Consider the following 22,998-nt stretch of genomic DNA (forward strand, 5'->3'; position numbering starts at 1 on the left):
CGACACCCCCGCGGTCCCCCCCGCGGCCAGACCCCATGGCGTCAGACCCCCTCCCTCCCGCGCGCTAAAGAAGGGCACGGCACACACGATGGCACCGAAGACGAAGGCGGCCGGTGACGGCAGCGGTCTGACGGAGATGTCCTGGGATCCGATCACCCGGATCGTGGGCAGCCTCGGCATCCACACCAAAATCGACTTCAAACAGAAGCGCGTGGCGGAGTGCTACAGCACCTCGTCCGTCTTCCGCGGCTACAGCGTCTTCATGCGGGGCAAGGACCCGCGCGACGCGCACTTCATCACCAGCCGTATCTGCGGTATCTGCGGCGACAATCACGCCACCTGCTCGGTGTACACACAGAACATGGCGTACGGGGTGAAGCCGCCGCACCTGGGGGAGTGGATCATCAACCTCGGCGAGTCCGCCGAGTACATGTTCGACCACAACATCTTCCAGGAGAACCTCGTCGGGGTCGACTACTGCGAAAAGATGGTCCGGGAGACCAACCCCGGGGTCTGGGAGCTCGCCCAGCGCACCGAAGCCCCGCACGCCGGCGAACACGGCTTCCGCACCATCGCCGACATCATGACCTCCCTCAACCCCATCGAGGGAGAGTTCTACCGCGAAGCACTCCAGGTCAGCCGCTACACGCGCGAGATGTTCTGCCTCATGGAGGGCCGCCATGTGCATCCCTCCACGCTCTACCCGGGCGGCGTCGGCACGGTCGCCAGCGTCCAGCTGTTCACCGACTACCTCACCCGGCTGATGCGCTACGTGGAGTTCATGAAGCGCGTCGTGCCCCTGCATGACGACCTGTTCGACTTCTTCTACGAGGCGCTGCCGGGCTACGAACAGGTCGGTCAGCGGCGGGTGCTGCTCGGCTGCTGGGGTGCGCTCAACGACCCCGAGTACTGCGACTTCACCTACCGCAACATGACCGACTGGGGACGGAAGATGTTCGTCACCCCGGGCATCATCGTCGACGGCAAGCTGGTCACCAACGACCTCACCCAGATCAACCTCGGCATCCGGATCCTGCTCGGCAGCTCCTACTACCAGGACTGGGAAGGCCAGGAGCAGTTCGTCACCCACGACCCGCTCGGCAACCCCATCGACCCGCGCCACCCCTGGAACCAGCACACCATCCCCGCCCCGCAGAAGCGGGACTTCAACGACAAGTACAGCTGGGTGATGTCGCCCCGCTGGTTCGACGGCAAGGAGCACCTGGCGCTGGACACCGGCGGCGGCCCCATCGCCCGCCTGTGGTCCACCGCGCTCTCCGGTCTCGTCGACACCCCGTACGTCAAGGCCACCGGCCACAGCGTCGTCATCGACCTGCCGCGCAGCATGACCAGGCCCGAGGCCCGCTTCGAATGGAAGATCCCGAAGTGGAGCAACGCGCTGGAGCGCAACCGCGCCCGCACGTACTTCCAGGCCTACGCGGCGGCCATGGCGCTGCACTTCGCGGAGCAGGGGCTCGAGGAGGTCCGCGCCGGACGCACCCAGACCTGGGAGAAGTTCGAGGTCCCCGACGAGTCCATCGGCTGCGGCTTCACCGAGGCGGTACGGGGCGTCCTCTCCCACCACATGGTCATCCGCGACGGCAAGATCGCCAACTACCACCCCTATCCGCCGACGCCCTGGAACGCCAGCACCCGCGACACCTACGGCACCCCCGGCCCGTACGAGGACGCCGTCCAGAACACCCCGATCTTCGAGGAGAACTCCCCGGAGAACTTCAAGGGCATCGACATCATGCGCACGGTGCGCAGCTTCGACCCCTGTCTGCCCTGCGGCGTCCATATGTACGTCGGCAACGGCAAGTCCGTACAGAAGATGCATGTGCCCACCGGCCTGAGCGGACTGGGCGGATGAGCGCCCCCACCACGGCCCCCGCCACGGCACCGGCCCCCGCCACCGCTCCGGCCGCCGAGACGACCGGCCGCCGCGTCGAAGAGATCCTGGACCGGCTCACCGACGGCGACACCGACGCCGGCGCGGCCGCCGAGGAACTCGTCCGCGCCCTGATGGACTTCTACGGCGCCGGACTCACCCGGATTCTGCAACTCCTCGGCGAGGACCGGCAACCGGCCCTGCTCGGCGATGAGTTGGTCGCCTCCCTGCTCGTACTGCACGATCTGCACCCCGAGAACGTCACCACCCGCATCGGCCGCGCCCTGGACACCCTCCGGCCGCAGCACCCCGCCGAGATCGTGGGCTTCGACGCGGCGAGCGGTGTGCTGCGCCTGCGGTCCCCCGCATCGGGCGGCTGCGGCTGCCCGAGCACCACGCAGGCGGCCCAACAGGCCATCGAGAACGCCCTGTCCTGCTTCGCACCCGAGGTGACCTCGGTGCGGCTGGAGACGCCCGGGCCGGAGCCGACGCTGCTGCAGATCTCCCGCCGCCCGCCGACCGCCGCCACCACCTCGTGAGCGCCCCGCCCACCGCGCCCGCGCCCCCCGGAGCCCCCACCGCCCACCGGGGCCTGCGCAGATTCCGCGCGCCGCAACCACCCACCCCCGAACGCTGCGAGCTGTGCGGCGCGCCGCTGGCCGACCACGACCACCGCCACCTGGTCGACACCAAACGCCGCGCGCTGGCATGCGCCTGCACCCCCTGTGCCCTGCTCTTCGAACGGCCCGGCGCCGGCGCCGGACAGTTCCGTACCGTCCCGGGCCGCTACCTCACCGACCCGGACCACACCATCGACACCGCGACCTGGGACCTCCTCCAGATCCCCGTCGGCGTCGCCTTCTTCCTGAAGAACACCGACCTGGACCGGCTGGTTGCGCTCTACCCCAGCCCGGCCGGCGCCACCGAGAGCGAACTCGACCCCGGCACCTGGGGCACCGTCCTGGGCGCCACCACCCTGGCCCGCCTCCTCGAACCCGACGTGGAAGCCCTCCTGCTGCGCCGCTCGCAGAGCGCGGTCGACTGCTTCCTGGTGCCCGTCGACATCTGCTACGAACTCGTCGGCCGGATGCGGCTCCTGTGGCAGGGCTTCGACGGCGGCGCCGAGGCGCGCACCGCCCTCGCCGACTTCTTCGCCCGCGTCGCGAGCCGCGCCCACCCGCCGAGGGAGGCCGACCGGCCGTGACCGACCTCTCCTTCGTCTGCACCGGCGTCCGCGCCGACCCCTACGCCGCCGGCCCCACCCTCGTCTTCCGGCTGCGCATCACCGCCGCCGACCCCGCACGGGTGCACGCCATCGCGCTGCGCTGCCAGATCCGTATCGAACCGGCCCGCCGCGGCTACGCCTCCGACGAGGCGGAGGCGCTGACCGACCTCTTCGGCGAGCGCTCCCGCTGGGGCAGCACCCTCAACCCCCTCCGGTTCGCGCAGGTCTCCCTCGTCGTCCCCGGCTTCACCGGCACGACGGAGGTGGACCTGCCCGTCCCCTGCACCTACGACATGGACATCGCCGCCGCCCGCTACTTCCACGCGCTGCGCGACGGCGAGGTACCCCTCCTGCTGCTGTTCTCCGGGACGGTGTTCGCCGGCCCCGCCGGCTTCAGCGTCGGACCGGTGCCCTGGGACAAGGAGGCGCCCTTCCGGATGCCGGTGGCGGTCTGGCAGGAGATGACCGAGCAGCACTTCCCCGGCTGCGGCTGGCTCCGGCTCCGGCGCGAGACCCTCGACGCGCTGCTCGACTTCCGCTCCCGGCACGCCCTGCCCTCCTGGGAGGCGACCGTCGAGGCGCTGCTCGAGTGCGCCCCGGCCACCGGATCGCCCCCCACCGCCCCCAGGGCGGGCCAGGTGCCCCCCGCGCCCCCGCGCCCCTTCACCGCCGCCCGGCCCACCGTCGAAAGGACCGCGCCGTGACCACCAGCGTCCTGCCCGACGAGATGGCGGCCCGCTTCGCCGCCGCCCGCCAGGTGGCGGACGCGGTGCTCTTCGAGGGCTATGTGCTCTACCCCTACCGCGCCTCCGCCGCCAAGAACCGGCTGCGCTGGCAGTTCGGCGTGCTGGTCCCGCCCCACTGGGGCGCCGAGCGCGAGGAACACTCCTTCCAGCGCACCGAATGCCTGATGGAACCGCGCTCCGGCGCCCGGCTCTCCGCCGAACTGCGCTTCCTCCAGGCCCAGCGCCGTACGGTCCAGCGCCTGCGCCCCGACGGCGAGTTCGAGACCGTCGAGGAACTCCCGCTCCCCGACCGGGTGCTGGTCCCCTGGGACGAAGGCGTCGAGGAGCGCATCACCGGCATCGTCGACGTCGCCGAACTCCTCGGCGCCGGCCGCACCCTCCCCTTCTCCCGGCCCGCCCGGGAGGAAACCGAGCCGGTGTACGACGCGGACGGGCAGCTGGTCGGGCGGCTGGTGCGCCGCCGCGAGGAGACCGAGGGCCTGCTGCGGCTCTCGGCAAGCGAACTCGACGGCCCCTACACGGCGCTGCGGCTGACCGCCACCGTCGAGAACACCAGCACCTGGACCCCCGACGGCCCCGCCGCCGACCGGGACGCGGCGCTGCCCCGCGCGCTGGTCGCCGCCCATCTCCTGCTCGGCCTCGACACCGGGTCCTTCCTGTCCCTGACCGACCCCCCGGAGTGGGCCAAGGGCGCCACCGCGGCCTGCCGCAACCAGCACACCTGGCCCGTACTGGCCGGCGAGCCCGGCCGCACCGACGTGGTCCTCTCCTCCCCGATCATCCTGGAGGACCACCCGGCCATCGCCCCCGAAAGCCCCGGCGCGCTCTACGACGCCCTGGAGATCGACGAGATCCTCACCCTGCGCACCGCCGCCCTCACCGACCAGGAGAAGCGCGAGGCGCGCGGCACCGACCCCCGGGCCGCCGCCGTCATCGACCTCGCCGACACGATGCCCCCCGAAGTGCTGGAACGGCTGCACGGCGCCGTACGGGCGCTGCGCGACGTCACCGGCCCCGGCCCGGCCGCGCCCGCCGACCCGGCCCCCGACGTGCCCGGCCTGCGCCCCGAAACCCCCTGGTGGGACCCGGAGAGCGACCGCAGCGTCGATCCCGTCCGCGACCGCATCACGGTCGACGGCCGCTCCCTCGGCGCCGGCAGCCGGGTACGGCTGTGCCCCGGCAAGCGCCGTACCGACGCCCAGGACCTCTTTCTGCACGGCCGCAGCGCACAGATCGAGGCCGTACTGCACGACGTGGACGGCGGGGTGCACCTCGCGGTGACCGTCGAGGGCGACCCGGGCGCCGACATCCGGCGCGAGCAGGGCCGGTTCCTGTACTTCCAGCCCGACGAGGTCGCTCCCCTGGAGGACGAGTGAGCGCGGCCCCTCCCGCCCGGCCCAGGACGCTGGTCGCCGGTGTCGGCAACATCTTCCTCGGCGACGACGGCTTCGGCGTCGAGGCCGTCCGGCGGCTCGGCGAACACCGGCTGCCGGACCACATCGAGGTCGTCGACTCCGGGGTACGCGGGGTGCACCTGGCCTACCGGATGCTCGACGGCTACCACACGGTGGTCCTCGTGGACGCCTCCGCGCGCGGCGGCGCACCCGGCAGCGTCTACCTCCTCGACGCCACCGACCCCGGCCCCGCCGGCCACCATCCCCCCGCCCTCGACGGCCACCACATGACCCCGGACAGCGTGCTCGCCCTGCTCGGCACGCTCAGCGCCGGCACCGGCGCCGACCGCCCGCAACGCGTCCTGGTCGTCGGCTGCGAACCCGCCGACGTCGAGGAAGGCATCGGACTGAGCGAGCCGGTGGCCGCCGCCGTCGACGAGGCCGTGGCGCTGATCCTGCGGCTGGTCGGCGGGGCGGAACCGACCGCGGCCGACGCCCGGCCGTCCACCAGCGCCACCCACCCGTGAGAGGAACCCGGACCATGATCAAGATCGCCCTCGGCGCGGCACTCGCCGCCGCCTTCGCCGCCGTCATGTCCCAGCTGCCCGACATCAAGCGCTACCTGCGGATGCGCTCCATGTGACCCGCCGGCCGGGTGCCACCGGCTCCGGCCGGCCCGACGGCGCTGCACCGAACGGCGGACGCCAACGGCCCGCACCGGCGGGGCACCCCGGCCGCCCGGGGGCCCCGCCGTCTAATGAGCCGGGCGGCACCCGGTCCTTCCCCTGCCGGCGAGCGCGCCCCGGACCCCAGAGAGCCCCGTAGCGGAGAGATCCCGATGCACGAGATGTCCATCGCGCTGGCGGTCGTCGACCAGGTCGAAAGCGCGGCCCGGCCCGACGGCGCCCGCTCCGTCGACAGCGTCCGGCTCCAGGTCGGCGAACTGGCCGGAGTGGTCCCGGACGCCCTCGCCTTCTCCTTCGAACTCGCCTGCGCCGGAACGGTCCTCGAGGGTGCGGAACTGATCGTCGAACCCGTGCCGGCCCGTGCCCGCTGCGGCCCCTGTACGAACACCTGGCCGGTGGGAATGCCACCGCACCTGAGCTGCCCGGCCTGCGGCGGGGCGAGCACCGAGCTGCTGTCCGGCCGCGAACTGGGGATCGTCAGCGTCAGCTGGCACGACGCCCCGCTGCCCGTACCGACCCACCAGGAGCGCTGAAACCATGTGCCGTGTCGTCGACCTGCAACAGGCCGTCCTCGCCAAGAACGACGCCTGCGCCCGCACGCTGCGCGAGGACCTGGCGGCCCGGGGCACCGCGGTCGTCAACCTGCTCTCCAGCCCCGGCAGCGGCAAGACCGCCCTGCTGGAGCGGGAACTGACCCTCGCCCGGCGGCGCGGGGTGCCGGTGGCGGCGCTCACCGCCGACCTGGCCACCGAGAACGACGCCCGGCGGCTGGCCCGGTCCGGCGTGCCCGTCAAGCAGATCCTCACCGACGGGCTGTGCCACCTGGAAGCCGGAATGCTGAGCGGGCACCTCGACGGCTGGCTCCCGCCGGACACCCGGCTGCTGTTCATCGAGAACGTCGGGAACCTGGTCTGCCCGGCCTCCTACGACCTGGGGGAGACGCTGCGCATCGTGCTGGCGTCGGTGACCGAGGGCGAGGACAAGCCCCTCAAGTACCCCACCGCCTTCGGGCTCGCCCACCTGGTCGTGGTGACCAAGGCCGATATCGCCGAGGCGGTCGGCTTCGACGAGACGGCGTTCCGGGCCCATGTCGAACAGGTCAACCCCGGCGTGGAGATCGTGTTCACCTCGGCCCGGCGCGGTGAGGGCGACGGTGCCCTGCTCGACCGGGCGCTGGCGGCCCGCGACGGCGCCCCTGTCCACGTCCCGGTGATGGCCCGGCGGGCCCACTCCCACGAGCACGCATCCGTCGTCGCCCCCGACGCACTGGCGCAGAGCGGATCATGACGGTCCGGCAGGTCGACGCCGCCCCCGCGACGGCCGCCGTACGCCAAAGGATCACCGTCCGCGGAGTCGTCCAGGGCGTGGGGTTCCGGCCGTTCGTGCACAGCCTCGCCACCGAACTGGGGCTGACCGGACAGGTGACCAACACCGGCGAAGGCGTCCTGGCCGAAGTCGAGGGCGAGCCCGCCGCCCTCGCCCGCTTCGCCGCCCGGATCCGCGCCGACGCGCCACCGCTGGCCGCGGTCGAGGCCGTCGACGCGGAGGACATCGCTCCCACCGGCGGCACCGGCTTCGTCATCCTCCCCTCCCACACCGACGGCCCCGCCCGCACCCTGGTCTCGCCGGACGCCGCCACCTGCGACGCCTGCCTCGCCGAACTGCGCGATCCGGCCGACCGCCGCCACCGGCACCCCTTCCTCACCTGTACGCACTGCGGCCCCCGCTTCACCATCGTCACCGCGCTGCCCTACGACCGCGCCAAGACGACCATGGCCCGCTTCCCGATGTGCCCGCGCTGCGCGCGCGAGTACGCCGACCCGACCGACCGGCGCTTCCACGCCCAGCCCATCGCCTGCCACGACTGCGGGCCCCGGCTGCGCCTGGTGGGCGGGCCACCGCACGAGCACGACGGGGATCCGCTCACCGGCGCCCGCCGACTCCTCGCCGACGGCGCGATCGTCGCCGTCAAAGGTCTCGGCGGCTATCACCTCGTCTGCGACGCCGCCCAGGACCACGCCGTCTCCCTGCTGCGCCGCCGCAAGGCCCGCGGCAACAAACCCTTCGCCCTGATGGTGCGTCAGGCCGACGACATCGAGCACCTGGTGCATCTGACGGCCGAGGAGCGGGCCCTGCTCACCGGCCCCGCCCGGCCCATCGTCCTGCTGCGCCGCCGCACCCCGAACCCCACGCCGGGACTGTCACCCGCCGTGGCCCCCGGCAGCCCCGACCTCGGCGTGATGCTCCCGTACACCCCCCTGCACCACCTGCTGTTCGGCCTGCCCGGCGATCCCCCCGGCCCCCGGCTGCTCGTCATGACCAGCGGAAACGTCGCGGGCGAGCCCATCGTCACCGACGACGACGAGGCCCTGCGGCGCCTCGCCCACCTGGCGGACGCCTGGCTCACCCACGACCGCCCCATCCAGGTCCCGTGCGACGACTCGGTGATCCGGATCTGCGACGGCGAGCCGCTGTTCGTCCGCCGCTCCCGCGGCCATGCGCCGCTCCCCATCACGCTGCCCCTCTCCGTACCGCCCGCGCTCGCCGTCGGCGGCGACCTCAAGAACGTCCTCTGCCTCGGTGAGGGACGCCGCGCATGGCTCTCCGCCCACATCGGCGACATGGACGACCTGGCGACACAAGAGGCCTTCGGCCGGGCCGAGGCACACCTCGAGACGGTCACCGGAGTACGCCCCGGACTGCTCGCCGCCGACCGCCACCCCGGCTACCGGTCCACCCGGTGGGCCCGGCGCCACACCGGCGACCGGCCGCTGATCCACGTCCAGCACCACCACGCCCACATCGCGGCCGCCATGGCCGAAAACGGCCTCGACGGCCGCCGGCCCGTCATCGGCGTCGCCTTCGACGGCACCGGATACGGCGACGACAACGCCGTCTGGGGCGGCGAGATCCTGCTCGCCGACTACGACGGATACCGCCGCTTCGGCCGGCTGCGCTACGTCCCGCTCCCGGGCGGCGACACCACCGTCCGGCGTCCCTACCGCATGGCGCTGGCCCAGCTGCGCGCCGCGGGCATCGACTGGACCGGCGACCTGCCCCCGGTCGCGGCCTGCCCGCCGGACGAACGGCGGCTGCTGGAGCGGCAGCTCGAACGTGGCCTGCACTGCGTCCCCACCTCCAGCATGGGCCGCCTCTTCGACGCGGTCTCCTCACTCGCCGGGGTCTGCCACCACGCCGGATACGAGGCCCAGGCCGCGATCGAGCTGGAGGCCGCCGCGCTGACCGCGCACGGCGACCACGACCCCGGCAGCCCCGGTTACGCCTTCGCGCTCGACGCCGCCGACCCCGCCGCGACCGCGCTCGCCGACGCCGCCCCCGTACTCGCCGCCATCGTCGACGACCTCCGCTCCGGCACCGCCCCGGCGCTGATCGCGGCCCGCTTCCACACCGCGGTCGCCACCCTCGTCCGCCGCTGCTGCGCCCTGGCCCGCGAGCGCACGGGCCTGGACACCGTCGCCCTGACCGGCGGTGTCTTCGCCAACACCCTGCTGGCCGGCACCACCGCCCGCCTGCTGCGGCGCGACGGCCTCACCGTCCTGCGCCACCGTCGCGTCCCGCCCAACGACGGGGGACTGGCGCTCGGCCAGCTCGTCGTCGCGGCGCGCGCGGCCGGCGGACCGCGGTGAGCCCGGCGGAGCGCCCCCACGACCGCACCACGACCGCACCCATGCCCCCCACGACGAGGAGAAACCCATGTGCCTGGCGGTACCCGGCAAGGTGATGGACATCGAGGAACGGGACGGCACCCGCATGGCCACCGTCGACTTCGGCGGCGTGGTCAAGGAGGTCTGCCTGGAGTACGTACCGGACCTCGCGGTGGGCGAATACGCGATCGTCCATGTGGGCTTCGCGCTCCAGCGCCTGGACGAGGAATCGGCCCGGCAGACCCTCGCCCTCTTCGAGGAACTCGGGCTGTTGCAGGAGGAGTTCGGCGACCCCTGGGAAGCGGCGGCCGCCGAGGCGGGCGTCCTGCCGGGGCCCGCCGTGAGCGACGGAGTGCGGGAGGCGCAGCAGTGAAGTACATCGACGAGTTCCAGGACCCCGAGCTGGCCCGGCGGCTGCTCGACGACATCCGCGCCACGGCGACCCGGCCCTGGGCCCTGATGGAGGTCTGCGGCGGACAGACCCACACCATCATCCGGCACGGCATCGACCAACTCCTCCCGGAACAGGTCGAGTTGATCCACGGGCCGGGCTGCCCCGTGTGCGTGACCCCGCTCGAGGTCATCGACAAGGCCCTGGAGATCGCCGCCCGCCCCGAGGTGATCTTCTGCTCCTTCGGCGACATGCTGCGGGTGCCGGGAACCGACCGGGATCTGTTCCGGGTACGCAGCGAGGGCGGCGACGTACGGGTCGTCTACTCGCCGCTCGACGCCCTGAAGATCGCCCGGCAGAACCCGGACCGCGAGGTGGTGTTCTTCGGCATCGGCTTCGAAACCACCGCCCCGCCCAATGCCATGACGGTGTACCAGGCCCGTAAGCACCGCATCGCCAACTTCAGCCTGCTGGTCTCGCACGTCCGGGTCCCGCCCGCCATCGAGGCGATCATGAGCTCGCCCAGCTGCCGGGTCCAGGCCTTCCTCGCCGCCGGGCACGTGTGCAGCGTCATGGGCATGGGCGAGTACCCGGCCCTGGCCGAACGCTTCCGGGTCCCCATCGTCGTCACCGGCTTCGAACCACTGGACATCCTGGAGGGCATCCGCCGCACCGTCCACCAACTGGAGCGCGGCGAACACACCGTCGACAACGCCTATCCGCGCGCCGTACGCGCCGAAGGCAACCCGGCCGCACAGGCCATGCTCGACGACGTCTTCGAGGTCACCGACCGCTCCTGGCGCGGCATCGGCACCATCCCCGCCAGCGGCTGGCGGCTGTCCGCCCGCTACCGCGACTTCGACGCCGAACACCGCTTCTCGGTCACGGACATCGCCACCCGCGAGCCCGCCGCCTGCCGCAGCGGCGAGGTCCTCCAAGGCCTGATCAAGCCCCATGAGTGCGAGGCCTTCGGCACCGCCTGCACCCCCCGCACACCGCTCGGCGCCACCATGGTCTCCAGCGAGGGAGCCTGCGCCGCCTACTACCTCTACCGCCGACTCGGCGTCACACCCACCAAGCTGGAGGCGAGCCCCGTTGCCTGACACCTCCCCACCCGCCCTCGACCTCTCCGGCTGGACCTGTCCCACGCCACTAAGGGACCAGCCCCGCATCGTCATGGGACACGGCGGAGGCGGCGCACTCTCCGCCGAACTCGTCCAGGAGATCTTCGCCCCCGCCTTCGGCGGCGACATCCTCGCCCAGCTCGGCGACTCCGCGGCCCTCTCGCTCGGCGGTCTGCGCCTCGCCTTCTCCACCGACTCCTACGTCGTACGGCCGCTGTTCTTCCCCGGCGGCAGCATCGGCGACCTCGCCGTCAACGGCACCGTCAACGACCTCGCCATGAGCGGCGCCCGCGCCGCCTACCTCTCCTGCGGATTCATCCTCGAAGAGGGCATCGAAACACCGGTGGTCGCCCGCGTCGCCGAGGCGATGGGTGCCGCCGCGCGCACCGCCCGCGTCGAGATCGCCACCGGCGACACCAAGGTCGTCGAGGCCGGCCACGGCGACGGCATCTACCTCAACACCGCGGGCATCGGACTGATTCCGGCGGGTGTCGACCTGCGCCCGCAGCGCGTGATGCCCGGCGATGTGGTGATCGTCAGCGGCGACATCGGCGTCCACGGCGTGGCGATCATGAGCGTCCGCGAGGGCCTGGAATTCGGCGTCGAGATCGAGAGCGACTGCGCGGCCCTCGGCGGCCTGGTCGAGACGATGCTCGCCGTCACCCCGGACCTGCACGCCCTGCGCGACCCCACCCGGGGCGGTCTGGCCGCCGCCCTCAACGAGATCGCCACCGCCTCCGGCACCGGTATCGCCCTCCAGGAGCGTGCCGTCCCCGTCCCGGCCACCGTCGCCAACGCCTGCGCCATCCTCGGCCTCGACCCGATGTACGTGGCCAACGAGGGCAAGCTGGTGGCGTTCGTCCCGCGCGAGCACGCCGATGCGGTGCTGGACGCGATGCGCGCGCACCCCCTGGGCGCCCGCGCCGCGGTCATCGGGGAGGCCGTCGAGGCGCATCCCGGGATGGTGGTGGCGCACACGCCGCTCGGCGGTACCCGGGTGGTCGATCTGCCGTTGGGCGAGCAGCTGCCGCGGATCTGCTGAGCCGTCACCACCGAGGAGACCGCGGCCCGGCGCCCGGGAGAGTGCGGCGCCGTGGTCTCCTCGGGATCACCACGCCGTAGGCACGGCGCGCAGGACAAGCACCGTCAGACCGCGCCGGCCGCGATGCTGCGGCAGGCGACGGCCGGTCTGCTCAGCCGGCGCGACCACGGCACGACCGTGACCGAGCAGGTGCGGCGCAGCCTCGTCCAGGCGCTGCGGGACCGGCCCCCGGCGCGGCTGCCGGAGCTCTGCCGGATCGCGGCCCGGCCGGCGCTCAGCCCGGCGACGCTGCGGCGCCGCCTCCAGGCCGAGGGCACCTCGTACCAGCGGCTCAAGGACGCGGTGCGCCGGGACGCGGCGATCAGCTCGCCGGCCACGGGGCGGGAGCACATCGCGGAACTCGCCGCGCGGATCGGCTTCTCCGAGGACACCGCCTTCCACCGGGCATTCAGGCGGTGGACGGGCACCACCCCCGGTGCCTACCGGCTGAACGGGGCCGGCGGAGGGCATGATGGGGCCGATCCGGCCACCCCTCATGAGACGCCGGGTCAACGAAGCTGAGCGCCCCGGTCAGCGCCTTCTTTACCCACACGTCATTACGGTCGCCCCAACCATCCTGGCACCCGCGTCCGTTGGGAGAGCCGCATGCAGCCACGCTCCACCGTACTCACCGCCCTCACCACCGTCGCCGCCCTGTCCCTGACGCTCGGCCTCACGGGCAGCAGCGCCGCGGCCCGTCCGGCGGCCGCACCCGCCGCCCCCGGGGACGTCGTCACGTCCTCGCCCACCTCCTTCCACCCGTTGCCCGGTCAGCCGACGCTCACCAGGGCCTGGCACATCACCTACCGCTCCACCACCGCCAAGGGCGCCCCCAACATCGTCTCCGGGACCGTCATCGTCCCCAAGGACGGCCATCAGGGCCCCCGCCCCCTCATCACGTACGCCGTCGGCACGGTCGGCCTCAGCGATTCCTGCGCGCCGTCGGCCGGATTCCCCAAGGGCACCACCATGGAGGCCGGCCTCATCCAGCGGCTCACCGACCGCGGCTGGGCGGTCGCGGTCACCGACTACGAAGGCCTCGGCACCCCAGGCGACCACACCTACACCGTGGGGCGCGCCGAGGGCCAGGCCGTCCTCGACGCCGCCCGCGCCGCCCAACGGCTGCCCGAAGCGGCCGCCGCCGGAGTCACCCCGAGCTCACCCGTCGGCATCATGGGCTACTCCCAGGGCGGCCAGGCCGGCAGCTGGGCCGCCGAACTGCACCGGTCGTACGCGCCCGAGCTCCGGGTCAAGGGCACCGCGACCGGCGGCGTACCCGCCGATCTGCTCAAGGTCGCCGACCACAACGACGGCAACGTCGGCGCCGGGCTGATCCTGATGGCCGCCGCCGGCCAGAACGCCGCCTACCCCGAATTGCACCTGGAGAAGTACCTCAACGACAAGGGCCGGCGCTACGTCGACTTCATGAGGAACAACTGCGTGGCCGTCGGCACCATCGCCGGGCTCTTCAAGAAAATGTCCGACGTCACCGTCAAGAACCCGTTCCACGAGCCGGACTGGCAGCGGCGGCTGCGCGACTCCCGCCTCGGCACCCGCACGCCGGATGCCCCGGTGTACCTCTACCACGGGACCGCCGACGAGCTGATCCCGTACCGCGTCGGCACACGGCTGCGGGCCGACTGGTGCGGCAGGGGCGCCACCGTCCAGTGGACCTCCATCCCGTTCGGTGAGCACGTCCTCGGAGCGATCGTGGGCTCGATCCCGGCCGCCAACTGGCTCGCCGACCGCTTCGCGGGCGAGCCGGCGGGCGGCAACTGCGGCCGCTGACCACCGATGCGCGAGCGGCGGCCGGTGCCACATGGCACCGGCCGCCTTCGCACCCCCGATGCCGCCGCGTCCCCCGAATGGCCCACACGGACCGGCCCCCCGCACGACAGCGCCCGCTCACGCTCCTAACGTCGGGCCTGTGACCTGCATAGATACTCCGGACGAGCTCCCCGAGGTGCCGCTGCGTATCGACCGTGGCCAGGCCGAGCCCGAGGAACTCGCGGCCCTGACCGTCATCCTGGGCGCCCACCTCGTGGGCCTGCGCGCCCTCGAGGAGAACCACCGCCGCAGGCAGGACGACCAGCAGCACATCGTCCAAGGGGCGCGCTGTGCCTGCTGGTCGGGCTGCTGGTGCTGCTCGTGACACCCTCCTAGCCCCGGTGCATCGTCTCCAGCCCCGCCGGCAGCGCCCCCGTATGGACCACGCCCAGCCGTTGCGTCGCCCGGGTCAGCGCGACGTACAGATCGCTCGTCCCGAGCTCCTCCGGGGCCGCCACGATGACCGTGTCGAACTCCAGGCCCTTGGCCTGGCGCGGGTCGAGCAGCACCACCGCGCTGGTCAGATCCGGGGCGGCGCCGGCGGAGGCGGTCGGCAGGGCGGCGGACAGGGCCTGGTGGCGGGAGCGCGGGGCGATCACCGCGAGACGGCCCTCCTCGTGGGAATCCCGTGCGACCGCCTCGGCGACCGCGCCGGCCACGTCGTCGGTGCGCCGCGCCCAGGGCCGTACGCCCGTGGAACGGATGGAGCGCGGCGGCTCGAAGGAGGGGTCCGCCGACCGGGGCACCTCGGCCGCGATCTCCATGATCTCGGTCGGCGTACGGTAGTTGACGCCGAGCCGGACATGCTGCCAGCGGTCGTCGACGTACGGTTCGAGGATCGTCTCCCACGCCCCGCAGCCGCCCGGCTCCGCGGTCTGCGCCGGGTCGCCCACCAGGGTCATCGAGCGGGTGGGGCAGCGGCGCATCAGCAGCCGCCAGGCCATCGCGGACAGCTCCTGCGCCTCGTCCACGATGATGTGGCCGAACGCCCAGGTCCGGTCGGCCGCGGCGCGTTCGGCGGCGCTGCGGTGGTCGGCCTCCTCGTGCCGGTCGGCGAGCCGTTCCGCGTCCAGCAGGTCGTGTACGGCCAGCACCTCCGATTCCTCGTCGTCGCGGTCCTCGAACTCCTGGGTGCGCGAGCCGTAGGAGAGGTCGAGCACCCCCTGCGCATACGCGATGCGCTCCTGGCGCTCGGCCTCCTCGGCGACCCTGGCCGCCGTGTCGTCCTCGCCGAGCAGCTCGGCGGCCTCGTCCAGCAGCGGCACATCCGCGGGCGTCCACTCCCCGCCCGCGCGCCGGATCGCCACCGCATCGGCCTCGGGAAGGTGGACGGGCTCCGCGAGGAAGTCGGCGACCAGCTGCTGAGGGGTGAGGGTCGGCCACAACTCCTCGATCGCACGGTGCACGTCGGCGCTGGCCGCGATCGCCTTCCCCAGCTGGGCGATGTCGTCGGGGCCGAGCAGGTTCTCCCCCAAGTTCCCGGCTTCGCTCGAACAGGGGGGACCCCCATCGCCGTACGGGTCCGCGCCCAGCCGTTCGGTCAGCTGCGCGGTGAGCCCGTCGATGACCTGGAACGCGAAGTGCGGGCGGGCGAGGTTGTGCGGCAGCAGCGCCTCGCGCGCCCGTTGACGGGCCCGGCCGGCCAACTCCGCGTCCAGTACCAGCTCGCCGTCGTCGTGCGGAATCACGAGCGCGGGGTCGGGCAGGGCCTGCCGGTCGCGCACGAAGCGCGCCAGCGCCCCGGCCACCGCCGCGCCGCCCTTGACCTCGGCGGCCCGGGCGGTGTCCGTACCGGTCGCGGTCACGCCCGGGAAGAGCTCGGCGGGCGTGGCGAGCAGGACACCCGTCTCGCCGAGCGCGGGCAGCACCTCCCCGATGTAGCCGATGAACGCCGGGTTGGGCCCGACGATCAGCACGGCGCGGCGGGCGAGCTGTTCGCGGTGCGCGTACAGCAGGTATGCGGCGCGGTGCAGCGCGACCACGGTCTTGCCGGTGCCGGGGCCGCCCTCCACGACGAGGACGCCGCGGTGCGGGGCGCGGATGATCCGGTCCTGGTCGGCCTGGATGGTCTGCACGATGTCGTGCATCCGCCCGGTGCGCGCGGCATCCAGCGCGGCCAGCAGTACGGCGTCCGCGTCGGCGCCCTCGTGCCCGGTGCGTACCGCGTCGGCGAGGTCCAGGATTTCGTCGTGCAGGGCGGTGACGCGGCGGCCCGCGCTGGTGATGTGCCGCCTGCGGCGCAATCCCATCGGGGTGTGTCCGGTGGCGAGGTAAAAGGGACGGGCGACCTCGGCCCGCCAGTCGATGACCAGCGGAGTACGGTCCGGGTCGTCGCGCCGGATTCCGATCCGGCCGATGTGGTGATCGCGGCCGTCGCGGAATGCGAGGCGCCCGAAACACAGCCCGTTCTCACCGGCGTGGAGGGCGGCCAGCAGCCCGGACTGCTCGGCCACCAGCACATCGCGCTCCAGCCGCGCCTGGAAGGTGCTGCCCTCCAGCGGCAGGGCCGCTTTCACTGCGGTCTCCGCTCCGGCACGCATTTCGGCGAGGCGCTCGTGGAGCAGATCCAGGAATTCCTGCTCGTTCTGCAATTCCTCGTTCGACTCGTTTGACAATTCGGCTCCGCTCGGATACATTGATGGTGAAGGGTGGTTAGTTGTTTTGCATTTCGCAAGACAGGCAAGCTCCCAATATACGCAGGGAAATACCCCGGCCGTCAATTCGGTACGGGGATTTTTTGTGCCCCATGGCGGCTATGGCAGTTACAGCCGTACCCGATGCTCGTACCCGACGATGGGGCCCGTGCCGGCCATCGGGTCCCGCGTCCCCCTCGGCCCCGCGCTGCCGTCCGCCGGAGCGGCATGATCCGCAACCGGCCTCGTCACGTAGGCTCCGACCTGCAAGGCAGGGAATCAAGGAGGCCGTTTTCGTGACGGAGCGTCAGGTGGCAGGCGGGGGCGACGAGGCCGGCGCGCCGGAAGTGCAGGCGCAGGAACGGCGATTGCGCCGCGATCTGGGTTTCTGGGGACTGACCGGTATCGGCTTCTCCAACATCGTGGGGTCCGGCTGGCTGTTCGCCGCCATGTACGCGGCGCAGACGGCGGGCCCGGCGTCGCTGCTGTCCTGGATCGGGGCGGGGGTGCTGTGCACGCTCGTCGCCCTGGTCATGATCGAGCTGGGTGCGTCGCGGCCCGAGGGCGGCGGCACCGTCCGCTGGCCGCTCTACGCCAGCGGCCCCCTGGTCGGCACCCTCGTCGGCTGGTCGGTACTGCTGTCGGTCGGCGGCACCGCGGCCGAGATCAGCGCGATCATGCAGTACGCCGCCCACTACCTGCCGGGTCTCTACCAGGGGCACACCCTCACCGTCTCCGGGCTGGCGCTGGCCGCCGGGCTCAGCGTGCTGCTGACCGCGCTGAACTGGTTCGCGGTGCGGATGTTCGCCCAACTCAACAACCTGATCTCGGTGTTCAAGATCGTGGTCCCGATCGTCACCGTCATCGCGCTGATCGCCTCCGGCTGGCACTCCGGACGACTGACGGACCACGGGGGCTTCGCGCCGTACGGCTATGTGGCCTGCCTGACCGCGCTGGCCGGCGGCGGCATCGTCTATTCCGTCAACGGCTTCCAGGCGCCGCTGGACTTCTCGGGCGAGACCCGCAACCCCCGCCGGACCATCCCGGCCGCGGTCCTCACCGGCATCGGCCTGGCCGTCCTGATGTACCTGGCCCTGCAAGTGGCGTTCCTCTTCACCGTCCCGGAAGACCTGCTGGGCGGCGGCTGGAAGGGGATCTCCTTCGACTCGCCGTTCGGCCAGCTCGCGCTGATCCTCAATCTGCACTGGCTCTCCAGCCTGCTGTACGCGGACGCGGTGCTCTCCCCGGGCGGCTCGGCCTACGTGGGCGTGGCCATCGACGCCCGGCACACCTACGCCCTCGCCAAGAACGGCACCATCCCGCGGTACTTCATGAAGGTGAACGAACGCTTCGGCATCCCGCGCCGGGCGCTCGTGGTCAACCTCGTGGTGATCCTGGTCTTCCTGCTGCCGTTCGGCGGCTGGCAGGACATCGTCAGCGTGATGGGCGACATGTACCTGCTGATCTACGCGGCCTCGGCGGTCGCGGTAGCGGTGTTCCGCGCCGAGCCGGGCGGCCGCACGGCCGGCTGGGTGCCGGGGCTGCGCTACATCGCCCCGCTCAGCTTCGTGGTGGCGACCGAGTTCGTGTACTGGTCGGGCTGGCACGATCTGCGGCTGGCGCTGCCCCTGGTCCTCGGCGGACTGCTGATCTTCCTGGCCATGCGCCGCCCGGGAGCCCACGCCGCGCCCGTGCGCCCGCTCCGCACGGAACTGCGCACCGGCGCCTGGCTGGTGGTCTACCTCGCCGCCCTGACCGCGCTCTCCTGGCTGGGCACCTTCGAGGGCACCGGCCGGCTGCCCGCCCCGTACGACTCCCTCGCCGTGGCGGTACTGGCGCTCGGGGTCTTCGTCTGGGCGGTGCGCTCCGGCGTCGGGCAGCTGACGGCGACCCGTCCGGCCGCGGCCTGAGGGAGCGGACCCGGCGGCCGCGCGGAAGCCGACCCGCAGAAATATGATGAATCCGGGAGTTGTGGATCCCGCCAGGTCAGGAGGCAGCAGCGGACAAGCCGCGCGGGTCGCACCCCGCAGTGGCCCATGTACCGACGCACCTTGGAGCGGTCCATGCTTCGGCGTCGTCCCCCGCGGTCGGCGAGCGCCGACGACCTGCTGACCACGCTCGGGCGGCTGACCGCCCAGGCGCGGGAAGGGGCCGAGCTCCAACAGGCCCGAGTGGAGCTCGCCGAGGCGCTGCAACGGGAGATGCTGCCCGCCACCCTCCCGGAGGTACCGGGGCTACGGGTCGCCGCGACCTACGCGCCCGCCCGGCACGGCCTGGACATCGGCGGCGACTGGTACGACGGCTTCCCGCTGCCCGACGGGTCCCTGGCGTACTGCATCGGCGATGTCCAGGGCCACGACGTCGAGGCGGCCGCCTTCATGGGCCAGATCCGCATCGGCCTGCGCGCCGTCGCCCCGCACGCCGCCGACCCGGGCGAGGTGCTCAGCCGCGCCAACGACCTGCTGCTCTCGGTGGCCGCCGGCCTCTTCGCCACCTGCACCTTCCTCCGCTTCGACCCGGCCACCTGGGAACTCTCCAGCGCCCGCGCGGGCCATGTGCCCGGCGTCTGGGCCGGCACCGACGGCAGCTACGGCGTCGCCGAGGACCCCGGAGGCCTGCCACTGGGCATCGCGCCGGGCGAGACCTACCCGGTCACCCGCCGCCGGCTCACCACCGCCGGCACGTTCGTACTGCTCACCGACGGCGTCGTCGAGGGGCCGTCGTTCGCGATCGAGGCCGGGCTGGCGCAGGTGGCCCGCCTGATCGGCACCAGGGCCGGCGAGGACCCGGCCGAAGTGGCAGCCGAAGTGATGAACACGGCCGAGTGCACCGGCCACACCGACGACGCGGCGGTCATGGTCCTGAGCTTCGACGCGGCGGCGCAGTGACCCGGGTGAAGCGCGCCCCGGGGACGCGTGTCGCGGCCGATGGCGGGACGCCGGCGTTGTCTGATGGCTGCTGTGGTGCGCACCGAGCGGTTCCGGCGGCTCGCTACCCGTGCCCTGACGGTCGTCGCCCTCGCCGCCGTCTACTACGGGTCCGCCCGGATCGGGCTGCTGGAGCAGGTCGTGGTCGTGGACACCGTGGTCACGCCGTTGTGGCCGCCGACGGGCATCGCCCTGAGCAGCCTGCTCCTGCTGGGCATGTGGACCTGGCCGGCCTTCGCCCTCGGCACCCTCGCCGTCGTCGCGTCGATCAGCCCGCTCGACGTCACCGTCCTCGGCATCATGGCGGGCAACACCCTGGCCCCGGTGTGTGCATGCCTGATGCTGCGGCGGGTGGGCTTCCATCCCGCGCTGGACCGGCTGCGCGACGGCGTCGCCCTGGTGCTCCTCGGCGCCTTCGCCGGGATGCTCATCAGCGCGACGTTCGGCAGCGGCACCCAGCTGCTCACCGGTGACCTGCCACCGGGCGACTTCTGGCGGACCTGGGCTGCCTGGTGGGTGGGGGACGCCATGGGCATCCTCGTCATCACGCCGCTGGTGCTGGCCTGCCGTACGGTCCGGCGGCCCCGCGACATCCCCCTCTACCGGTGGGGCGAGGCGACGGCCCTGCTGGTCTGCACGCTCATCGTCGCCCTCCTCGCGGTCAAGAGCCCGCTGTCCCTGCTGTTCCTGGTCTTTCCGCTGATCGTGTGGGCGGCGCTGCGCTTCCAGTTGGCGGCGGCGGCGCCGGTCGTGCTGCTGGTGTCCGTGGTGGCGATCATGTCGGCGACCCGCCGCATCGGACCGTTCCAGGGGCAGAGCCTGCTGGAGGCGATGGTCAATCTGCAGGCCCTCAACGCGTCCACGGCGCTCACCGCGCTGCTGCTGTCGGCGATCATCACCGAGCAGAACGCCATCCGGCGCAAGATCGAGCACGCCTGCGGGGAACTGGCCGAAGTGGTGGACCGCCTCGCGCCCGGTGAGAGCCGCCGCCGCTGGCCGCCGAACGGCACCACCCGCTGACCCCTCCTCAGCCGGACAGCAGTTCCCCCAGGTCATAGCCGACCGGCTCCTCCAACTGCGCATAGGTGCAGCTCTCCGGCGTACGGTCCGGACGCCAGGTACGGAACTGCGCCGTGTGCCGGAACCGGCTGCCCTCCATATGGTCGTACGCCACCTCACACACCCGCTCCGGGCGCAGCGGCACCCACGACAGGTCCTTGCCGCCGCTCCACCGGCTGGGCCCACCCGGCATCCGGCGGGAGGCGTGCGCCGCCTCATCCGTCCACTCTCCCCAGGGGTGCGCCGCGACATCGTCCATCCGCAGCGGTGCCAGCTCCTCGACGAGGCTGCGCCGCTTCGCCATCGGGAATGAGGCGCACACCCCGACGTGCTGTAGCCGCCCGGCGTCGTCGTGCAGGCCCAGCAGCAGGGAGCCGACCACCGGCCCGCTCTTGTGCAGCCGGTAGCCCGCGACGACGCAGTCGGCGGTACGGGCGTGCTTGATCTTGAACATCGCGCGGTCGCCCGGCCGGTAGGGCAGATGCGGCGGCTTGGCGACCACCCCGTCCAGGCCCGCCCCCTCGAACCGGGTGAACCAGAGACGCGCCAGCTCCTGATCGGTGGTCGCCGGCGCGGTGTACACCGGCGCCCGGGCCGCCTCCAGCGCCCGCACCAGCGCTTCCCGCCGCGCCGACTGCGGCTCGTCCATCAGCGCGGCGGAGCCCAGCGCCAGCAGGTCGAAGGCGACGAGGGAGGCGGGCGTCCGCTCGGCGAGCGCCCGGACCCGGGAGTCGGCCGGATGGATGCGCTCCAGCAGCTCCTCGAAGTGCAGCCGCCCGTCATGGGCGATGACGATCTCGCCGTCGATGACGCAGCGCGGCGGCAGCTCGGCCCGCGCGGCGGCGACCACCTCCGGGAAATAGCGGGTCAGCGGCTTCGTCGTACGGCTGGCGATCTCGACCTCGTCGCCGTCGCGGAAGACGATGACGCGAAATCCGTCCCATTTGGCCTCGTACTGCATGCCCGCGGGAATGTCGGCCACGAGCTTGGCGAGCATGGGGGAGACCGGGGGCATGACGGGCAGGTCCATGCCTTCGATCGTGACGGCCCGGCGGCCCCGGCGCGCGCCGGGGACGGCCGGAACTTAGCGTTGAGTCATGGCCGCAGGAGCTGTGGAGCTGGACGTCGCGGGGCGCACGGTGCGTGTGTCGCATCCGGACAAGACGTATTACCCCGAGCGCGGCTTCACCAAGCTGGACGTCGCGCAGTACTACCTCGCGGTCGCGGACGGCGTGCTGCGCGGCCTGCGCGACCGGCCCACCACCATGCAGCGCTTCCCGGACGGCGTCGAGGGGGAGTTCTTCTACCAGAAGCGGGCGCCCAAGGGGCTGCCGGAGTGGCTGCCCACCGCCCGGATCGCCTTCCCCAGCGGCAGGTTCGCCGATGAGATGTGTCCGACCGAGCCCGCCGCGGTCATCTGGGCGGCGAACCTGGGCTGTCTGACCTTCCACCCCTGGCCGGTGCGGCGCGCCGACACCGAACACCCCGACGAACTGCGGATCGACCTGGACCCGCAGCCCGGCACGGACTTCGCAGACGCCGTACGGGTCGCCTGCGACCTGCGGGAGCTGCTGGCGGAGCACGGGCTGCGCGGCTGGCCGAAGACCTCCGGCGGCCGGGGCGTGCACGTCTACGTACCGATCCGCCCCAACTGGACGTTCACCGAGGTCAGACGGGCCGCCATCGCCCTGGCACGGGCCCTGGAGCGGCGCAGTCCGGACCGGGTGACCTCCGCCTGGTGGAAGGAGGAACGCGGCGCGAAGGTCTTTGTGGACTACAACCAGATGGCCCGGGACCGGACCATCGCCTCGGCCTACTCCTTGCGCGCCCGGCCCCGGGCGACGGTCTCCACCCCGCTGCGCTGGGAGGAGCTGACCGACGCCGCGCCCGAGGACTTCGACCTGCGGACCGTCCCGCCCCGCTTCGCCGAACTCGGCGACGTCCACGCGGACATGGGCGAGCACGCCTTCGGCCTGGAGTCCGTACTGGAACTGGCGGACCGTCAGGAGACGGACGAGGGCATGGGCGACATGCCGTACCCGCCCGACCACCCCAAGATGCCGGGGGAGCCGGCCCGGGTGCAGCCGAGCCGGGCCCGCAAGCGCTGAGACCTCCCGCGCCGGGCGGCGGCCGCGGCGGAGATGCCCAGGCATTGCACCGCGCCGGCCGAGCAGCACCGGACCGGGCGGAGCGCCGATGGCCGGTTCCAGGCCGGTCAGGACCCCGCCCCCGGCGGTCCCCGGCTGACCCGAACGGCGGCATCCGCCGCGTAGGCATCGGGGCCCGCCCCCTCCTGCCGTACGGGCCTCGTGGGCCCGGGGCGCGTCCTGCCCGGCGTGCGTGGATGCC

General features: G+C 72.8%; 21 protein-coding genes and 1 pseudogene. 20 read left to right on the forward strand and 2 right to left on the reverse strand.

Going from position 1 to position 22,998, the window contains the following annotated elements; all coding sequences use genetic code 11:
• The first annotated feature begins 88 nt into the window (after positions 1-88).
• The 16 genes and pseudogenes from ACIRPT_RS37870 to ACIRPT_RS37945 all read left to right on the forward strand — a co-directional run bounded on the left by ACIRPT_RS37870 (position 89) and on the right by ACIRPT_RS37945 (position 14,355).
• Entirely contained in the window at positions 89-1,873 is a 1,785-nt protein-coding gene (locus tag ACIRPT_RS37870) for a nickel-dependent hydrogenase large subunit (protein WP_403835941.1), read from the forward strand.
• Positions 1,870-2,430: a hypothetical protein gene (locus ACIRPT_RS37875; protein ID WP_403835943.1), complete on the forward strand. Its 561-nt coding sequence runs from the start codon at positions 1,870-1,872 to the stop codon at positions 2,428-2,430. Before ACIRPT_RS37870 ends, ACIRPT_RS37875 begins: the two co-directional genes overlap by 4 nt.
• Positions 2,427-3,095 (forward strand): DUF5947 family protein, encoded by a 669-nt coding sequence (locus ACIRPT_RS37880; protein WP_403835945.1) that lies wholly within the window; start codon positions 2,427-2,429, stop codon positions 3,093-3,095. The genes ACIRPT_RS37875 and ACIRPT_RS37880 overlap by 4 nt, the downstream gene beginning before the upstream one ends.
• Positions 3,092-3,820 (forward strand): DUF6084 family protein, encoded by a 729-nt coding sequence (locus tag ACIRPT_RS37885; RefSeq protein ID WP_403835947.1) that lies wholly within the window; start codon positions 3,092-3,094, stop codon positions 3,818-3,820. The genes ACIRPT_RS37880 and ACIRPT_RS37885 overlap by 4 nt, the downstream gene beginning before the upstream one ends.
• 23 nt (positions 3,821-3,843) lie before the next feature.
• Positions 3,844-5,238, forward strand: a complete 1,395-nt coding sequence (locus tag ACIRPT_RS37890) for a hypothetical protein (RefSeq protein WP_403836072.1) — start codon at positions 3,844-3,846, stop codon at positions 5,236-5,238.
• Complete coding sequence (locus ACIRPT_RS37895) at positions 5,235-5,783, forward strand: hydrogenase maturation protease (protein ID WP_403835949.1); 549 nt, start codon at positions 5,235-5,237, stop codon at positions 5,781-5,783. Before ACIRPT_RS37890 ends, ACIRPT_RS37895 begins: the two co-directional genes overlap by 4 nt.
• Positions 5,784-5,797: 14 nt before the next feature.
• Positions 5,798-5,899 carry a DUF6893 family small protein gene (locus tag ACIRPT_RS37900; RefSeq protein WP_403835951.1) on the forward strand — a complete coding sequence of 34 codons (102 nt, stop codon included), beginning with the start codon at positions 5,798-5,800 and terminating at the stop codon, positions 5,897-5,899.
• Between the two features lie 195 nt (positions 5,900-6,094).
• A complete protein-coding gene (gene hypA, locus ACIRPT_RS37905) occupies positions 6,095-6,475 on the forward strand; it encodes a hydrogenase maturation nickel metallochaperone HypA (protein WP_403835953.1) in 381 nt (126 codons plus the stop codon).
• A 4-nt stretch (positions 6,476-6,479) separates the two neighbouring features.
• Positions 6,480-7,229, forward strand: coding sequence for a hydrogenase nickel incorporation protein HypB (gene hypB, locus ACIRPT_RS37910; RefSeq protein ID WP_403835955.1), 750 nt, complete (start codon positions 6,480-6,482; stop codon positions 7,227-7,229).
• Complete coding sequence (gene hypF / locus ACIRPT_RS37915; RefSeq protein ID WP_403835957.1) at positions 7,226-9,589, forward strand: carbamoyltransferase HypF; 2,364 nt, start codon at positions 7,226-7,228, stop codon at positions 9,587-9,589. The genes hypB and hypF overlap by 4 nt, the downstream gene beginning before the upstream one ends.
• Positions 9,590-9,656: 67 nt before the next feature.
• A complete protein-coding gene (locus ACIRPT_RS37920; RefSeq protein WP_403835959.1) occupies positions 9,657-9,980 on the forward strand; it encodes a HypC/HybG/HupF family hydrogenase formation chaperone in 324 nt (107 codons plus the stop codon).
• Complete coding sequence (gene hypD / locus ACIRPT_RS37925; protein ID WP_403835961.1) at positions 9,977-11,101, forward strand: hydrogenase formation protein HypD; 1,125 nt, start codon at positions 9,977-9,979, stop codon at positions 11,099-11,101. Before ACIRPT_RS37920 ends, hypD begins: the two co-directional genes overlap by 4 nt.
• Positions 11,094-12,164 carry a hydrogenase expression/formation protein HypE gene (gene hypE, locus ACIRPT_RS37930; RefSeq protein WP_403835963.1) on the forward strand — a complete coding sequence of 357 codons (1,071 nt, stop codon included), beginning with the start codon at positions 11,094-11,096 and terminating at the stop codon, positions 12,162-12,164. The genes hypD and hypE overlap by 8 nt, the downstream gene beginning before the upstream one ends.
• A gap of 117 nt (positions 12,165-12,281) precedes the next feature.
• A pseudogene (locus ACIRPT_RS37935) lies at positions 12,282-12,725 on the forward strand (helix-turn-helix domain-containing protein); the annotation flags it as partial.
• An 84-nt stretch (positions 12,726-12,809) separates the two neighbouring features.
• Positions 12,810-13,991, forward strand: a complete 1,182-nt coding sequence (locus ACIRPT_RS37940) for a lipase family protein (protein ID WP_403835965.1) — start codon at positions 12,810-12,812, stop codon at positions 13,989-13,991.
• Between the two features lie 139 nt (positions 13,992-14,130).
• Positions 14,131-14,355 (forward strand): acyl-CoA carboxylase subunit epsilon, encoded by a 225-nt coding sequence (locus ACIRPT_RS37945; RefSeq protein ID WP_403835967.1) that lies wholly within the window; start codon positions 14,131-14,133, stop codon positions 14,353-14,355.
• A 7-nt stretch (positions 14,356-14,362) separates the two neighbouring features.
• On the opposite strand, the gene ACIRPT_RS37950 is transcribed toward ACIRPT_RS37945, so the two are convergent.
• Complete coding sequence (locus ACIRPT_RS37950) at positions 14,363-16,666, reverse strand: HelD family protein (RefSeq protein WP_403835969.1); 2,304 nt, start codon at positions 16,664-16,666, stop codon at positions 14,363-14,365.
• 293 nt (positions 16,667-16,959) lie between these two features.
• Between ACIRPT_RS37950 and ACIRPT_RS37955 the strand changes: the two genes are divergently transcribed.
• From ACIRPT_RS37955 to ACIRPT_RS37965, 3 genes are all read left to right on the forward strand, one after another.
• Positions 16,960-18,573: an APC family permease gene (locus tag ACIRPT_RS37955; protein ID WP_403835971.1), complete on the forward strand. Its 1,614-nt coding sequence runs from the start codon at positions 16,960-16,962 to the stop codon at positions 18,571-18,573.
• Positions 18,574-18,726: 153 nt separating this feature from the next.
• Complete coding sequence (locus ACIRPT_RS37960; protein WP_403835973.1) at positions 18,727-19,551, forward strand: PP2C family protein-serine/threonine phosphatase; 825 nt, start codon at positions 18,727-18,729, stop codon at positions 19,549-19,551.
• Positions 19,552-19,623: 72 nt separating this feature from the next.
• The gene (locus ACIRPT_RS37965) at positions 19,624-20,610 is read left to right on the forward strand and encodes an MASE1 domain-containing protein (RefSeq protein ID WP_403836074.1); all 987 of its coding nucleotides are present in this window, start codon (positions 19,624-19,626) and stop codon (positions 20,608-20,610) included.
• Between the two features lie 7 nt (positions 20,611-20,617).
• Here ACIRPT_RS37965 and ACIRPT_RS37970 read toward each other — a convergent pair whose 3' ends face one another.
• Positions 20,618-21,679, reverse strand: a complete 1,062-nt coding sequence (locus ACIRPT_RS37970) for an ATP-dependent DNA ligase (protein ID WP_403835975.1) — start codon at positions 21,677-21,679, stop codon at positions 20,618-20,620.
• 67 nt (positions 21,680-21,746) lie between these two features.
• Here ACIRPT_RS37970 and ligD point away from each other — a divergent pair, with 67 nt between their 5' ends.
• Positions 21,747-22,757 carry a non-homologous end-joining DNA ligase gene (gene ligD / locus ACIRPT_RS37975; RefSeq protein ID WP_403835977.1) on the forward strand — a complete coding sequence of 337 codons (1,011 nt, stop codon included), beginning with the start codon at positions 21,747-21,749 and terminating at the stop codon, positions 22,755-22,757.
• The last annotated feature ends 241 nt before the right edge of the window (positions 22,758-22,998 follow it).

It is taken from the genome of Streptomyces sp. NPDC101227 (assembly GCF_044767545.1).
In the GTDB taxonomy this organism is placed as follows: Bacteria; Actinomycetota; Actinomycetes; order Streptomycetales; family Streptomycetaceae; genus Streptomyces.